The organism is Pseudomonas sp. GM17, assembly GCF_000282175.2.
In the GTDB taxonomy this organism is placed as follows: Bacteria; Pseudomonadota; Gammaproteobacteria; order Pseudomonadales; family Pseudomonadaceae; genus Aquipseudomonas; species Aquipseudomonas chlororaphis.
The window spans coordinates 5434905-5449549 of sequence record NZ_CP124732.1; the positions used below are offsets into that span (position 1 = coordinate 5434905).

General features: G+C 63.2%; 13 protein-coding genes. 9 read left to right on the forward strand and 4 right to left on the reverse strand.

Features of this window, described 5'->3' with window-relative positions; all coding sequences use genetic code 11:
- Positions 1 to 2: 2 nt before the first annotated feature.
- Together PMI20_RS24040 and PMI20_RS24045 are read right to left on the reverse strand one after the other, a co-directional pair.
- On the reverse strand, positions 3 to 794 hold the full coding sequence (locus PMI20_RS24040) for a substrate-binding periplasmic protein (RefSeq protein ID WP_007922895.1): 792 nt from the start codon (positions 792 to 794) through the stop codon (positions 3 to 5).
- Between the two features lie 107 nt (positions 795 to 901).
- Positions 902 to 1525, reverse strand: coding sequence for a TetR/AcrR family transcriptional regulator (locus PMI20_RS24045; protein ID WP_007922896.1), 624 nt, complete (start codon positions 1523 to 1525; stop codon positions 902 to 904).
- A gap of 206 nt (positions 1526 to 1731) precedes the next feature.
- Between PMI20_RS24045 and PMI20_RS24050 the strand changes: the two genes are divergently transcribed.
- The 8 genes from PMI20_RS24050 (at position 1732) to ppnP (ending at position 11253) form a co-directional block, all read left to right on the forward strand.
- Positions 1732 to 3522 (forward strand): acyclic terpene utilization AtuA family protein, encoded by a 1791-nt coding sequence (locus PMI20_RS24050; RefSeq protein WP_007922897.1) that lies wholly within the window; start codon positions 1732 to 1734, stop codon positions 3520 to 3522.
- A gap of 12 nt (positions 3523 to 3534) precedes the next feature.
- Positions 3535 to 4419 carry an SDR family oxidoreductase gene (locus tag PMI20_RS24055; protein ID WP_007922898.1) on the forward strand — a complete coding sequence of 295 codons (885 nt, stop codon included), beginning with the start codon at positions 3535 to 3537 and terminating at the stop codon, positions 4417 to 4419.
- A gap of 3 nt (positions 4420 to 4422) precedes the next feature.
- A complete protein-coding gene (gene atuC, locus PMI20_RS24060) occupies positions 4423 to 6039 on the forward strand; it encodes a geranyl-CoA carboxylase subunit beta (protein WP_007922899.1) in 1617 nt (538 codons plus the stop codon).
- Positions 6040 to 6249: 210 nt separating this feature from the next.
- Positions 6250 to 7407: a citronellyl-CoA dehydrogenase gene (gene atuD, locus PMI20_RS24065; protein WP_007930006.1), complete on the forward strand. Its 1158-nt coding sequence runs from the start codon at positions 6250 to 6252 to the stop codon at positions 7405 to 7407.
- On the forward strand, positions 7404 to 8201 hold the full coding sequence (locus tag PMI20_RS24070) for an enoyl-CoA hydratase/isomerase family protein (protein ID WP_007930005.1): 798 nt from the start codon (positions 7404 to 7406) through the stop codon (positions 8199 to 8201). Before atuD ends, PMI20_RS24070 begins: the two co-directional genes overlap by 4 nt.
- 115 nt (positions 8202 to 8316) lie before the next feature.
- Entirely contained in the window at positions 8317 to 10275 is a 1959-nt protein-coding gene (locus tag PMI20_RS24075) for an acetyl/propionyl/methylcrotonyl-CoA carboxylase subunit alpha (protein WP_007930004.1), read from the forward strand.
- Between the two features lie 69 nt (positions 10276 to 10344).
- Complete coding sequence (locus PMI20_RS24080) at positions 10345 to 10887, forward strand: 3'-5' exonuclease (RefSeq protein ID WP_007930003.1); 543 nt, start codon at positions 10345 to 10347, stop codon at positions 10885 to 10887.
- A gap of 81 nt (positions 10888 to 10968) precedes the next feature.
- Positions 10969 to 11253 (forward strand): pyrimidine/purine nucleoside phosphorylase, encoded by a 285-nt coding sequence (ppnP, locus tag PMI20_RS24085; RefSeq protein ID WP_007930001.1) that lies wholly within the window; start codon positions 10969 to 10971, stop codon positions 11251 to 11253.
- A gap of 82 nt (positions 11254 to 11335) precedes the next feature.
- Here ppnP and PMI20_RS24090 read toward each other — a convergent pair whose 3' ends face one another.
- Together PMI20_RS24090 and PMI20_RS24095 are read right to left on the reverse strand one after the other, a co-directional pair.
- Positions 11336 to 12139, reverse strand: a complete 804-nt coding sequence (locus tag PMI20_RS24090; protein WP_007930000.1) for an MOSC domain-containing protein — start codon at positions 12137 to 12139, stop codon at positions 11336 to 11338.
- A gap of 99 nt (positions 12140 to 12238) precedes the next feature.
- Positions 12239 to 13174 (reverse strand): chemotaxis protein CheV, encoded by a 936-nt coding sequence (locus PMI20_RS24095; protein WP_007929999.1) that lies wholly within the window; start codon positions 13172 to 13174, stop codon positions 12239 to 12241.
- A gap of 540 nt (positions 13175 to 13714) precedes the next feature.
- On the opposite strand from PMI20_RS24095, the gene PMI20_RS24100 reads away from it, so the two are divergent.
- The gene (locus tag PMI20_RS24100) at positions 13715 to 14182 is read left to right on the forward strand and encodes a hypothetical protein (RefSeq protein ID WP_007929998.1); all 468 of its coding nucleotides are present in this window, start codon (positions 13715 to 13717) and stop codon (positions 14180 to 14182) included.
- Positions 14183 to 14645: the final 463 nt, after the last annotated feature.

The window sequence follows — 14645 nt, forward strand, 5'->3', positions numbered from 1 at the left end:
CTTCATTTGGCCGGTGGCATGACCACGATGCGGTAGGGATCGAAGATCTTCAGCAATTCACCGCTGTCGCGCAGGCGTCCCAGCAACTTGGCGAAGTCTTCGCCGCTGATCGGCGCCATGGGGCGAATCAGCGCGTAGTGGTGGTAGACCTGATCGATCCGATCGGAGGCGAACAATTGCTGCGCCGTGTCGGCATTGTGCGAAAGGAAATCACTGAGGTAGGAACGGGTCACCAGCGCAATGTCGGCACGACCGCGCAGCACCATCAGCAGGTTGCTGTCGTGGGAATAGGTCAGGGTCGCGTTGTAGGTGTCGGCCAGGTACTTGGGGTCGGCATTGAAGTTGGCGAACGCGTAGTGGTAACCGCTGAACAGGGCCAGGCGCTTGCCCTTGAGGTCGGCGAAATACTCCTGGCCGCGGCCGGGCTCGCGCTGGGCGGTGAAGATCTCGGCATCTTCCAGGCCCATGTCGACGCTGGTATGGGGAATGTTCTGCCAGCCCCAGGCCGGGTTCTCGAAAATCGCCATGTCGACGCGGCCTTGCTCGAAATCGCGAAAACGCCGGGGAATCGAGGTCGGCACCAATACGAATTGGTAGTCGCTCTGCAGCGCGTTCAAGGCGTCCACCAGTTGCGGCAGCAGCCCGGTGTCGGCGCCCTGCTCGGGACGCACGGTATAAGGGGGAAAATGCGCCGCCCCCACGCGTACCAACTGCGCAGCGCAGGCCGGAAAAACCGTCAGGGTGGCCAGGCCCCACACCAGCACTCGCAAAGCCGTCCGCATTGGCGAAGACATCAAGGCAACTCACCTCAAGATAAAGAAACAGGGCAATGCCATTAAAACTAGGCGGTTTCCCTGGCTTCAACAACTTTCCACTGAAGAATTAATTACTTGCAGGAGGCCTACGGCTCCTTGAGCACCAGGGTTAGCGCTTCCTCGGCCAGTTGCTCGAGGGTCATGCTGCCCTCGGCGCGAAACCAGGTGGTGGTCCAGGACAGCGCCCCGGTGAGAAAACGCCGGGTAATGAACACATCGCCCTTGATAAAGCCGGCCTCCTTGGCCTCGCCCAGCACCTGCAACCAGATCCGCTCATAAATGTCGCGCAGCGCCAGGACGTCGGCCTGGCCCTGGGCCGACAACGAGCGCCATTCGTAGACCAGCACCGCCATGGCCTCGCCGCTGCCGCCCATGATCGATTGCAACTCGCAGCGGATCAGCGCCAGCACCCGCTCGCGCACGCTGCCGGCCTCGACCAGTTCGGCGCGCATCAGGGCGGTGTTGTAGTGGATGGTTTCCTCCATCACCGCGCGCAGGATGTCGTCCTTGCTCTTGAAGTGATGAAAGATGCTGCCCGACTGGATGCCCACCGCGCCGGCCAGGTCGCGCACCGTGGTGCGCTCGTAGCCTTTGTTGCGAAACAGGTGAGCCGCGGTTTGCAGCAGCTTGCCGCGGGCGCTGTCCGGATCGGTCAGTTGCCCGTTGGCGACCAGCTGGCGCATCACCAGCAAGGCTTTTTGCTCGTCCACGGCCTCTCTCCTACATTCGCTCGATCGTTATGCGGTGCAGCCCCCTGAAACAGGGAGCTTGCGCGCGCAATTTAAGCCCGTGGGGACAACCAAGCAAGCGCTTGGGAATAAGATATTTCCGACGTTTACAAACCAAGCGCTTGCTTGGTAGTCTCGATCCAGTTCTGTCATCGCGTCTTTTTATCGAGTCTTTTATCGAGAGCCCCATGACCAAGACCCTTCGCATCGGTTGTGCCAGCGCCTTCTGGGGCGACACCTCGAGCGCCGCCGCGCAACTGGTGGAGGGCGGCCACCTGGATTACCTGGTGTTCGACTACCTGGCCGAGATCACTCTGTCGATCATGGCCGGCGCGCGGATGAAGGATCCCACTGCCGGATACGCCACGGATTTTGTCGAGGTCTTGAGCCCGCTGCTGGGCGAGATCGCCCGGCAGGAGATCCGGGTCATCAGCAACGCCGGCGGGATCAACCCGCAGGCCTGTGCCGCGGCCCTGCAAGCGGCCTGCGACCAGGCCGGCGTAGCCCTGAAAATCGCTGTGCTGCTGGGCGACGACCTGCAACCCCGCTTCAAGCAACTGAGCGGCAGCGGCATTCATGAAATGTTCAGCGGTGCGCCGCTGCCGCCGATGTGCGTGTCCACCAACGCCTACCTCGGCGCCCCCGGGATAGTCGAAGCCCTGAAACTGGGCGCCGACATCGTCATCACCGGTCGCGGGGTCGACAGCGCGGTGGTCAGCGCCGCGCTGGTGCATGAATTCGGCTGGTCCTGGCACGACTACGACAAACTGGCCCAGGCCGCTCTCGCCGGGCACATCATCGAATGCGGCGCGCAGTGCACCGGCGGCAACTTCACCGACTGGCGCGACGTGCCGGACTACGAACACATCGGCTTTCCCATCGTCGAGGTCAGCGCCGACGGCCAGTTCGTGGTGAGCAAGCCCGAAGGTTCCGGTGGCCTGGTCACGCCGCTGACTGTCGGCGAACAACTGCTCTATGAGATCGGCGACCCACGGGCCTATCTGCTGCCGGACGTGGTCTGCGACTTCACCCAGGTCAAACTGCGCCAACAGGGCAAGAATGCGGTCAGCGTGCATGGCGCCAAGGGCCTGCCGCCGACCGGCCAGTACAAGGTCAGCGCCACTTACCCGGACGGTTTCCGCTGCACCGCCAGTTGCCTGATCGCCGGCATCGACGCGGTGGCCAAGGCGCGCCGGGTCAGCCAGGCGATCATCGACAAGACCACGCAGATGTTCGGCCAGCGCGGCTGGGCGCCCTACAGCGAAGTCAATATCGAACTGCTTGGCAGCGAAGCCACCTATGGCCCCCACGGCCAGCGCCAGGACAGCCGCGAAGTGGTGATCAAGCTCGCCGTGCGCCATCCGGACAAGCGCGCGCTGGTGCTGTTTTCCCGGGAGATCGCCCAGGCCGCCACCGGCATGGCCCCGGGCCTGACCGGCATCGTCGGCGGCCGGCCCACGGTCTATCCGCTGATCCGCCTGTTCTCGTTCCTGATCGACAAAAGCGCTTGCACTCTGGCAGTCGAGATGGCCGGCCAGCGCCACCGGGTCGAGCTGCCCGAGCTCGACAGCCTCGACGCCAGCGCCCTGCCCGCGCCCCATGCCGTGGCCAGCCCCGTGGGCCGCGCCGACGCCAGCGTGGCGCTGGTCAAGCTGGCGGTGGCGCGCTCCGGCGACAAGGGCAACCACAGCAATATCGGGGTCATGGCCCGCGCCCCCGAATACCTGCCGTGGATCGCCGAGGCCCTGACACCCGCCGTCGTGGTGGACTGGATGAGCCATGTGCTGGACCCGGTAAATGGCCGGGTCCAGTGCTGGTACCTGCCGGGCACCCACAGCCTGAATTTCCTGCTGGAGAACGCCCTCGGTGGCGGCGGTGTCGCCAGCCTGCGCATCGACCCGCAGGGCAAGGCCTTCGCCCAGCAGTTGCTGGAAATCCAGATCCCGGTGCCGCAGAGCATCGCTGATGCCGTCAACTGAAGGAGGCTTTTCGTGGGCTACGACTCGATTTTCAAACCCGACCTGTTCGCCGGCCAGACCCTAGTCGTCACCGGCGGCGGCAGCGGCATCGGGCGCTGCACCGCCCATGAACTGGCGGCCCTTGGCGCCCGGGTGCTGCTGGTGGGGCGCAAGGCGGACAAGCTGCACAAGGTGGCCGCGGAGATCGCCGAAGACGGCGGCCAGGCCAGCGGGCATGCCTGCGATATCCGCGACGAGGAAGCGGTCAAGGCCCTGGTCAGCGAACTGATCCGTGACCACGGCCCCTTGCATGGCCTGGTCAACAACGCCGGCGGGCAGTACCCCTCGCCCCTGGCCTCGATCAATCAGAAAGGGTTTGAAACCGTGCTGCGCACCAACCTGGTGGGCGGCTTTCTCATGGCCCGGGAAGTCTTCAACCAGTCCATGAGCAAGCACGGCGGCAGCATCGTCAACATGCTCGCCGACATGTGGGGCGGCATGCCCGGCATGGGCCATTCCGGCGCCGCGCGTTCGGGGATGGACAATTTCACCAAAACCGCCGCATTCGAATGGGGCCATGCCGGGGTGCGGGTCAACGCCGTGGCGCCGGGCTGGATCGCCTCCAGCGGCATGGACACCTACGAAGGCGCGTTCAAGGCGGTGATCCCGACCCTGCGCGAACACGTACCGCTCAAGCGCATCGGCACCGAGTCGGAAGTCAGCGCCGCCATCGTCTTCCTGCTCAGCCCGGCGGCGGCCTTCATCAGCGGCAGCACCTTGCGCATCGACGGCGCCGCCAGCCTGGGTAGCCGTGCCTGGCCGCTGCACAAGGCGTCCCACAGCGAGTCCTACAACGGCTTCCACCGCGCCTACCTGCCGGACGTGCTTAAGGACGAGCCACTCAAGGACGGGAAATAAGCCATGCCAGTCATACAGTCCCAGCTCGATCCCCACGGCCCGCAGTTCCAGCAGAACCGCGAGGCGATGCTGGCCGGCATCGCGCAGATCCGCCAGCTGGAACAGAACCTGCTGGCCAAGGCCGCCGAGGCCAAGGCGAAATTCGAAAAGCGCGGGCAACTGCTGCCCCGCGAACGCCTCAATCTGCTGCTCGACCCCGGCGCGCCCTTTCTCGAACTGGCGAGCCTGGCCGGCTACAAGCTGCACGACGACAAGGATGGCAGCCAGGCCGGTGGCGGGTTGATCGCCGGCATCGGCTACGTCAGCGGCGCGCGGGTGCTGGTGGTGGCCAACAACAGTGCGATCAAGGGCGGCACCATCTCTCCCAGCGGCCTGAAAAAATCCCTGCGCCTGCAACAGATCGCCATGGAAAACAAACTGCCGGTGGTGACCCTGGCCGAGAGCGGCGGCGCCAACCTCAATTACGCAGCGGAGATTTTCGTCGAAGGCGCGCGCAGCTTCGCCAACCAGGCGCGCATGTCGGCCATGGGCCTGCCGCAGGTCACCGTGGTCCATGGCTCGGCCACCGCCGGCGGGGCCTACCAACCGGGGCTGTCGGATTACGTGGTGGTGGTGCGCGGCAAGGCCAAGCTGTTTCTCGCCGGCCCGCCATTGCTCAAGGCCGCCACCGGCGAGGTGGCCACCGATGAAGAACTGGGCGGCGCCGAGATGCATGCGCAGGTGGCCGGCACCGCGGAATACCTGGCGGAAAACGACGGCGACGGCGTGCGCATCGTGCGGGAAATCCTCGCAGCCCTGCCGTGGAATGCCCGGCTGCCGCTACAGCCGACCCGCACCTACACGGAACCGCTATACCCGATCGACGAGCTGCTGGGGCTGATTCCCGACGACCCGAAAAAGCCGTACGACGCCCGGGAAATCATCGCGCGCATCGCCGACGGCTCGAATTTCCTCGAGTTCAAGGGCGAGTTCGACCAGCAGACCCTCTGCGGCCATTTGCAGATCCAGGGACGCCCTTGCGGTTTTATCGGCAATAACGGGCCGATCACCCCGAAAGGCGCAAGCAAGGCCGCGCAGTTCATTCAGTTGTGCGACCAGAGCGGCACCCCGCTGCTGTTTTTCCACAACACCACCGGTTTCATGGTCGGCACCGAGTCGGAGCAGCAGGGCGTGATCAAGCACGGTTCCAAGCTGATCCAGGCGGTGGCCAATGCCCGGGTGCCGAAGCTGACGATCGTGGTCGGCGGCTCCTACGGCGCCGGCAACTACGCCATGTGCGGCCGCGGCCTGGACCCGCGCTTCATCTTCGCCTGGCCCAACAGCCGCACCGCGGTGATGGGCGGCGCCCAGGCCGGCAAGGTGCTGCGCATCGTCACCGAGGCCAAGCACGCCAAGCAGGGCCAGGCGGCCGATCCGCAGATGCTGGATATGCTGGAACAGGTCACGGCGCAGAAACTCGACAGCCAATCCACGGCCTTGTATGGCAGCGCCAACCTGTGGGACGACGGGCTGATCGACCCACGGGATACCCGCACCCTGCTGGGTTATCTGCTGGATATCTGCCACGAGGCGCAGGTGCGTCAGCTACAACCCAATAGCTTCGGCGTCGCCCGGTTCTGACCGGTAGCCGCTGCCGAAGGCTGCGATAAGGCCCGAAGGGTCTTCGAGGGCCTCAAGAGCACGTCCCCTGCGGGGCCGATCGCAGCCTTCGGCAGCGGCTACAGGGACAGCGAGCAGTTCCGCAACGACGGTGTTTTCGGCCTGCGGCAGCGGCTACAGGGGTAACAAGGTTCAGGGATTGCGTCACTCAACTTGAGGAGAACAATAAAAATGATCTTCACCCAGGAACATGAAGAACTGCGGCGCACGGTGCGCAACTTTGTCGAGCGCGAGATCAACCCGCATGTCGAGGAATGGGAAAAGGCCGGGCGCTTTCCGATCCACGAGATTTTCCGCAAGGCCGGCGAACTGGGCCTGCTGGGCATTTCCAAGCCGGAGAAATTCGGCGGCATGGGCCTGGACTACAGCTACTCGATCGTCGCCGCCGAAGAGTTCGGCACCATCCATTGCGGCGGCATCCCGATGTCCATCGGCGTGCAGACCGACATGTGCACCCCGGCCCTGGCGCGCTTCGGCTCCGACGAGTTGCGCGAGGAGTTCCTGCGCCCGGCCATCAGCGGGGAAATGGTCGGCTGCATCGGTGTCTCCGAAGTCGGTGCCGGCTCCGACGTGGCCGGGCTCAAGACCACCGCGCGCAAGGACGGCGACGACTATGTGATCAACGGCAGCAAGATGTGGATCACCAACTCCCCCAGCGCCGACTTCATCTGCCTGCTGGCCAACACCTCGGACGACAAACCCCACGTCAACAAGTCGCTGATCATGGTGCCGATGAACAGCCCCGGCATCAGCCTCAGCCCGCACCTGGACAAGCTCGGCATGCGCAGTTCGGAAACCGCCCAGGTGTTTTTCGACAACGTGCGCGTGCCCCAGCGCTATCGCATCGGCCACGAAGGCGCGGGTTTCATGATGCAGATGCTGCAATTCCAGGAAGAGCGGCTGTTCGGCGCGGCCAACATGATCAAGGGCCTGGAGTATTGCGTCGACAGCACCATCGAATATTGCAAGGAACGCAAGACCTTCGGCAGCGCGCTGATCGACAACCAGGTGATCCACTTCCGCCTGGCCGAGCTGTCCACCGAAATCGAATGCCTGCGGGCCCTGGTGTACCAGGCCACCGAGCAATACGTGCGCGGTCAGGACGTCACCCGCCTGGCGTCCATGGCCAAGCTCAAGGCCGGGCGCCTGGGCCGCGAAGTCAGCGACAGCTGCCTGCAATACTGGGGCGGCATGGGCTTCATGTGGGACAACCCGGTGGCCCGCGCCTACCGCGACGTGCGCCTGGTTTCGATCGGCGGCGGTGCCGACGAAATCATGCTGGGCATCATCTGCAAACTCATGGGCATCCTGCCGGGGAAAAGAAAATGAGCCGCCTGCCCGCCTGCGAAACCCTGCTGCTGGCGCCCCGTGGCGGCGTCCTGTACATCACCCTCGATCGCCCGGACAGCCGCAACGCCATGAGCCTGCACATGGTCGCCGAACTGCGCGCGGTGCTGGCGGCGGTACGCGATGACCGCGGCATTCGCGCCCTGGTCCTGAGGGGCGCCGGCGGGCACTTCTGCGCCGGCGGCGACCTGAAAGACATGGCCAATGCCCGTGCCCAGGGCGCCAGTGCCTATCAGGAACTGAACCGGGCGTTCGGCACACTGCTCGAGGAAGCCCAGCACAGCCCACAGGTGCTGATCGTGCTGCTGCAGGGCGCGGTGTTGGGTGGCGGCTTCGGCCTGGCCTGTGTCAGCGATATCGCCATCGCCGATCATCAGGCGCAGTTCGGCATGCCGGAAACCAGCCTCGGCCTGCTGCCGGCGCAGATCGCGCCGTTTGTGGTCAAGCGCATCGGCCTGACCCAGGCCCGTCGGCTGGCCCTGACCGCCGCGCGCTTTGATGGCAACGAAGCCGAGCGACTGGGCCTGGTGCATTTTGTCGAAGACGGCCCAGAGGCCCTGGCCGAGCGCCTCGATGAGGTGCTGGCCCATGTGCTGTGCTGCGCGCCCGAGGCCAACGCCGCGACCAAAGCCCTGTTGCTGGCCAGCACTGAAGAACCGCTGGCGCCGCTGCTCGATCGCGCGGCGGAACAGTTTGGCGCCGCCGTCACCGGTGCCGAAGGCATCGAAGGAACCATGGCCTTCGTGCAGAAACGCAAACCGGCGTGGGCCTCATGAGCCCCATCGCGAGCAAGCTCGCTCCTACCGGTCCGTGACTGGCCTACGCCTTTGTAGGAGCGAGCTTGCTCGCGAAATGCCCGACCAAACACCACCGATCTCAGGAAACCACCTCATGCCCGCCTTCAGCAAAATCCTGATCGCCAATCGCGGTGAAGTCGCCTGCCGCATCCAGCGCACCGCCCAAGCCTTGGGTTATCGCACCGTGGCGGTGTTCAGCGATGCCGACGCCGATGCGCTGCATGTGCGGATGGCCGACGAAGCGGTGCGCATCGGCCCGGCGGCGGTCCAACAGTCCTACCTGAACAGCCAGGCGATCCTCGACGCGGCGCGGCGCACGGGCGCCGACGCGCTGCATCCCGGCTACGGCTTTCTGTCGGAGAACGCCGAGTTTGCCAGCGCCTGCGAGGCAGCCGGCATCACCTTTATCGGCCCCAGCGCCGAGGCCATCGAATTGATGGGCAGCAAGCGCCTGTCCAAGCTGGCGATGCTCGCGGCGGGCGTCCCCTGCATCGCCGGTTATCAGGGCGCGGAACAGGACGATGCGACCCTGCAACGCGAAGCCGAACGCATCGGCTACCCGCTGATGATCAAGGCCAGCGCCGGTGGCGGTGGACGCGGCATGCGCCTGGTGCAGCGAGCCGATGAGCTGCTGGCCCAGGTGCGTACCGCGCGCTCCGAGGCGCTGCACGCCTTCGGCAGCGACGAGTTGATTCTGGAGCAGGCGCTGATCGAACCGCGGCATGTGGAGATCCAGGTGTTCGGCGACCGCCACGGCCAATTGATCTACCTCGGCGAGCGCGATTGCTCGATCCAGCGCCGTCATCAGAAAGTCGTCGAGGAAGCGCCCTGCCCGGTGATGACCGCCGAGCTGCGCCAGGCCATGGGCGAGGCCGCCCTCAAGGCCGGCCAGGCGGTGAATTATGTCGGCGCCGGCACCGTGGAATTTCTCCTCGATGCACGGGGGCAATTCTACTTTCTGGAAATGAACACCCGGCTGCAGGTCGAACACCCGGTCACCGAAATGATCACCGGCCTGGACCTGGTGGCCCTGCAACTGCAGGTGGCGGCCGGTCAACCGTTACCACTGCACCAGGAACAGGTCGAACTCAAGGGCCATGCCATCGAAGTGCGGCTGTATGCCGAGGACCCGGCGCAGGATTTCCTGCCGCAAACCGGCCAGGTACGGCGCTGGGAACCGGCGCTGGGTGCCGATGTGCGTATCGATCACGGCCTGCTGGAAGGCCAGAGCGTCAGCCCGTTCTATGACCCGATGCTGGGCAAGCTCATCGCCCACGGCGCCACCCGCGAAGAGGCGCGCCGCAAGCTGTTGCGCGCGGTCGAGGACTCGGTGCTGACCGGCGTGGCGAGCAACCAGAAGCTGTTGGCGAACCTGCTTCGCCACCCTGGCTTTGCCAGCGGCGAATTCAGCACCGCCTTTATCGCCGAACATTTCACCGACGATCCAAGCCTGCGCCCGCAACCGCCAAGCGGCGCTGAACTGGCCCTGGCCGCGGCACTGTTTTATCAGCACGCGGCCCAGCGTCATGGCGCGGCGCTGGCCGGTTGGCGCAACAACGCCAGTGTGCCGCTGCACTATCGCCTGGGCTCGGGTGAAACCCTGTGGAACCTTGAACTGAATAACCAGGCCGGAACGCTGCGGATTCAACACGCCGACCAAGGCTTCGAGGTACAGCTGCTGGAGACGGATGGCCGCTGGGCCTGCGCGACCATCGACGGTATCCGCCGCCGCTACGCCTACACCCTGGAAGCCGGGCAGCTCTGGCTGTTCACCCGTCCTGGCAGCCTGCACCTTCAAGACCTGAGCCACGCGCCGGTCGCCAGCCAGGACGGCGCCCACAGCGGCATGCTCAAGGCGCCCATGGACGGCGCCATAGTCGACGTACTGGTCAGCGAGGGCGCGACCGTCAGCAAGGGGCAATTGCTGCTGGTGCTGGAGGCGATGAAAATGGAGCATCCGCTGAAGGCCGGGATCGATGGCGTGATCAAGCGGCTGCAGGTCAATCTCGGCGATCAGGTGAAAAACCGCCAGATTCTGCTGGAGGTGGAATAAGCCGCTAGGCGCAGACGTCGGGTTTGGCTACGCTCAAGCCTCATCGGGATGTTGAAGCTGGAGCCTGTGATGCCCCACTGGTTGGTAATTGATCTGGAAGCCACCACGGACGAAGGAGGCTGGCCGCTGACCGACATGGAAATCATCGAGATCGGCGCCACCCTGGTGAACCGCGAAGGGCGTGAACTGGACCATTTCCAACGCTTCGTGCGCCCGCTGCGGCGGCCGATGCTGACACCGTTCTGCCGTGAACTGACCCACATCACCCAGGCCCAGATCGACGGCGCCCAGCCGTTGAGCGAAGTCTGGCCGCTGTTCGAACGCTGGCTGGGACAGCATCACACGCGCCTGGAGGGCTGGGCCAGCTGGGGCGACTACGATCGCAAGCAACTGCTGCAGGAGTGGCAACGCTCGCAACTGCATAGCGCCCTCGCCCAACTGCCGCACATGAACCTCAAGCAACGCTTCGCCAAGGCCCGCCGCCTCGAACGACCGCTGGGTCTGAACGGCGCGCTGCAACTGGCCGGGCTGCAGTTCACCGGCCAGCAGCATCGCGCCCTGGAAGATGCCCGCAATACGGCGCGTTTATTGCCTCTGATTCTTCCCGGCTGATCCGTCCGCGCAACAGGTGACGCATCTGAAGGCCTTGTGCATACTGGCCGGCCTTTTTGACCCCTTTTTGAGGAATCGCCCATGTTTAAAGTCAACGAGTACTTCGACGGCACCGTCAAGTCGATTGCCTTCGGCACGGCCGAAGGTCCCGCCACCATCGGCGTCATGGCTCCGGGCGAATACGAGTTCGGCACGGCTCAACGGGAAATCATGCACGTGGTTTCCGGCGCCCTGACCGTCAAGCTGCCTGACAGCAACGACTGGGAAACCTTTGCCGCCGGCAGCCAGTTCAACGTACCGGCCAACAGCAAGTTCCAGCTGAAGGTGGCCGTCGACACCGCCTACCTGTGCGAATACCGCGGCTGATCCCACTCCCGGGGACTAATCGTCGGCGATAAAAAATGCCCGTATCTGGCGATACGGGCATTTTTCGTTTCTACGCCACCGACTATTCCAGCACCGTGACCGGCATGCCGACTTCCAGGCGGCCAATGCCATCGTTCACCATGTTCTGCCCGAACATCGCCCCGCCTTCTTGCGCCCGGTACTGCTGCAGCGTGGCCAGCGGTTCACGGTCGGCGCTGCGCTCGCCGGTCTGCGGATCGATGGTGGTGAGAATGCAACGCGCACAAGGCTTGACCACCCGAAACTCGATATCGCCGATGCGGATGCGTTTCCAGCCATCTTCGGCGAAGGCCGGGCAGCCCTCGATCACCAGATTCGGGCGAAAGCGCAGCATTTCCAGGGGACGGCCGACACGACTGGACAGGTCTTCCCGGGAGGACTCGCCAATCAGCAACAGCGGAAAACCGTCGGCGAAGGCCACCTGATCGTCATCCTTGCCGTAACCGGCCTGAGTGGTGCGCGCACGCTCCGGGGGGACCTGTACCAGGCGGGTCGGCTTGCCGATGAAATCGCTCAGCCAGGCATGGGCTTCGTCGCCGGCATCCGGTACGCGCAGGGTATCGCGCCAGATGGTCACGCCACGTAACGGGGCATCCGCACCAGGCAGTGGCACATCGAGGGATTGATAACCGGGAGCACTGAGGGTCAGCCCTCCCTCGGCGTTCCAGAGCGCCGAAAGCTGGCTCATGTGCGGGACCGCACGTTGGGTCAGGAAGCGTCCGCTGGGCTCATCGACCAGCATCCAGCGTCGGTCTCCCTCCAGCCCCAGCCTGTCCAGCGCGACCTGTTGCAGGGACTCGCCCTTGCCGGATTTCAAGGGGTATCGATAAAGCGCGCTGAGACGCATGGCCAGCTCCCGGGTGACAAAAAAAGCAACCTTATACGAGCCGGCCCGCGAATCAAAGAAGCAGCTGCCGCGCAGGCGTCGCTCCGGCCACGGCTCCCGTCAGGCGGGAACTTCGTCCAGCATCAGGCGCTGGCGCACCACGTCGACCAGTTTGTCCGGCTGGAACTTGGACAGGAAGTTGTCGCAACCGACCTTCTTCACCATCGACTCGTTGAAGCTGCCGGACAGGGAGGTATGCAGCACCACATAAAGGCCGCGCAGACGAGGATCGTTGCGGATTTCGGTGGTCAGGCGATAGCCGTCCATTTCCGGCATTTCGGCGTCGGTGAACACCATCAGCAGCTTGTCGGTCATGTCGACCCCGGTATCGGCCCAGGCCTTGAGCATCTTCAGGGCCTTCAGGCCGTCGCTGGCAATGTGCATCTTCACCCCCAACTGACCCAGGGTGTCGCGCAATTGCGACAGCGCCACGTTGGAGTCGTCCACCAACAGCACTTCACGGCCGCGGGCACGTTCGAGGACCGGATCGTCGAGCTTGTCGCGCGACACCTTGGCGTTGTACGGAACGATTTCGGCCAGGACCTTTTCCACGTCGATGATCTCGACCAGTTGATCGTCGACCTTGCTGATCGCCGTCAGGTAATGCTGGCGCCCGGCACTGGTCGGTGGCGGCAGGATGGCTTCCCAGTTCATGTTGACGATGCGGTCGACCCCCCCCACCAGGAAGGCCTGCACCGAGCGGTTGTACTCGGTGACGATGATGGTGCTGTTGGGACCCGGCACCAGCGGCCGTATGCCGATCGCCTGGGACAGGTCGATGACCGGCAGCGTCTGCCCCCGCAGGTTGACCACGCCACAGACGAACGGATGGCGCTGGGGCATCAGCGTCAGCTTCGGCAATTGCAGGACTTCCTGCACCTTGAACACGTTGATCGCGAACAACTGTCGCCCGGCCAGACGGAACATGAGGATTTCCAGGCGATTCTCACCCACCAGTTGTGTGCGTTGGTCTACCGTGTCGAGAATGCCGGCCATGTAATGACTCCTGGGCTTGTTCTGATGAATTCACTAACGTGGGTTATCGGCGCAATTCACCGAATCTTGACCCGCATACAAAATGCCATGCAAAGGCATTGATGTCACATTAACATCATGCTTTACTGGCTTCGCGATTTCACTCACACAACTTCCCCGCCGCGACCTCTATTTCAGCGCTTGGTTCCCCTTTATAAGGGAATCCCCTATCGGCAATCAGGACCAACCTGATATTCGCAATATCCAATAGCCATTAATGTGACGCCATTCTCATTGCATGAATGGAGTCAGGCTTTTGTTTGTGATCGCAGGAAGATGGGCTGGTGCCCCTTCGAGCCCCCCCGCCTCCGCTGTCCAAGCGTGGCCGACACACCGTGCTCGGCAGTCTGTCGCCTGCAGACTAAACACCAGCACAGCGTCTTCGTCCATTGAGAACCAATCAGATTCGTCCTATATCCCACGGCATAACCGACGTAATACCTTACAGCCGCTCACAAAACGGACCATTCCATCATCTGACGTGGCGTCGTGGAGACAAGCATGCTGATCGACGATAAAGAGTGGCACCAGTCACCCGACTTTCTGCTTGAGGCAGAAGCACTATTGGCCAAGTCTGTTGAATGCCTGAACCATCTCAACCTGATCAGGAACGATCAGGACGCCATCGATTGCATGTTGTCCACCCTGCTCAAACTGGCCGAGAAAACCGACGGGCTGGCGCTGCGCAGCACCGCCGAATTCTCGCGCCAGGTTCATGCGTTGCTGGATCACTCCCATCCTCATCCGGACATGAACGAGCAGATCCTCGACACCCTCGGGGAATGCTTCAGCCTGATGGCCTGGCAGCTTGAACTCGTCGATCCGGTGACTGGGCAGTTGAACCTCGATGGCAACGAACAGGCCACCCTCATCGAATCCCTCGCCGTGCAAATCGACCCTCTGCCCGCCCCCCTGTCCTGCCACCAAAATTCGTTCAAAGTTTTTTCGATCGCCAAGAGAAACGCATAGACCCTGTCGTTAATACCTAACTTCAGTCGTTAGATATGTCGTGACATTGACCAGCATCATGTCGTTATCCAATATTTCATGCCTGTTAACGACAGAACCAACTAACACAACTAAATAAAACCAATCCCGAGACTTCAAGTGTTCTGAATCTCGCCTACCCGTTCGCCAAGGCCAGATACAGTCACTGTTTGAGCGGAGCCAGTTAAAACAAGCGAATCGGAACATACGTCCCAAAAGGCAATATTCCTGACCCGCTGGACATATATAGAGACGCGACCAACGGTAGCTAAGCTGATACTATGCCAGCCACTAAACGATATCCTTAATGGCACTGTGATTTCAGATTGATCTTGTTACACACCTGATCAGTGCAAGGCTTGCTCCCAACGAATAGACCGCGTTAATTGAAGCCGCATACTCAAATAATACCGTTTTCCAAACCGGGGCCCGTCAGTCGACTTGA

Coding starts and splice junctions, on each gene's coding strand:
- PMI20_RS24040 (WP_007922895.1), bottom strand. CDS start 794: ATGTCTTCGCCAATGCGGACGGCTTTGCGAGTGCTGGTGTGGGGCCTG.
- PMI20_RS24050 (WP_007922897.1), top strand. CDS start 1,732: ATGACCAAGACCCTTCGCATCGGTTGTGCCAGCGCCTTCTGGGGCGAC.
- atuC (WP_007922899.1), top strand. CDS start 4,423: ATGCCAGTCATACAGTCCCAGCTCGATCCCCACGGCCCGCAGTTCCAG.
- atuD (WP_007930006.1), top strand. CDS start 6,250: ATGATCTTCACCCAGGAACATGAAGAACTGCGGCGCACGGTGCGCAAC.
- PMI20_RS24070 (WP_007930005.1), top strand. CDS start 7,404: ATGAGCCGCCTGCCCGCCTGCGAAACCCTGCTGCTGGCGCCCCGTGGC.
- PMI20_RS24075 (WP_007930004.1), top strand. CDS start 8,317: ATGCCCGCCTTCAGCAAAATCCTGATCGCCAATCGCGGTGAAGTCGCC.
- PMI20_RS24080 (WP_007930003.1), top strand. CDS start 10,345: ATGCCCCACTGGTTGGTAATTGATCTGGAAGCCACCACGGACGAAGGA.
- ppnP (WP_007930001.1), top strand. CDS start 10,969: ATGTTTAAAGTCAACGAGTACTTCGACGGCACCGTCAAGTCGATTGCC.
- PMI20_RS24090 (WP_007930000.1), bottom strand. CDS start 12,139: ATGCGTCTCAGCGCGCTTTATCGATACCCCTTGAAATCCGGCAAGGGC.
- PMI20_RS24095 (WP_007929999.1), bottom strand. CDS start 13,174: ATGGCCGGCATTCTCGACACGGTAGACCAACGCACACAACTGGTGGGT.
- PMI20_RS24100 (WP_007929998.1), top strand. CDS start 13,715: ATGCTGATCGACGATAAAGAGTGGCACCAGTCACCCGACTTTCTGCTT.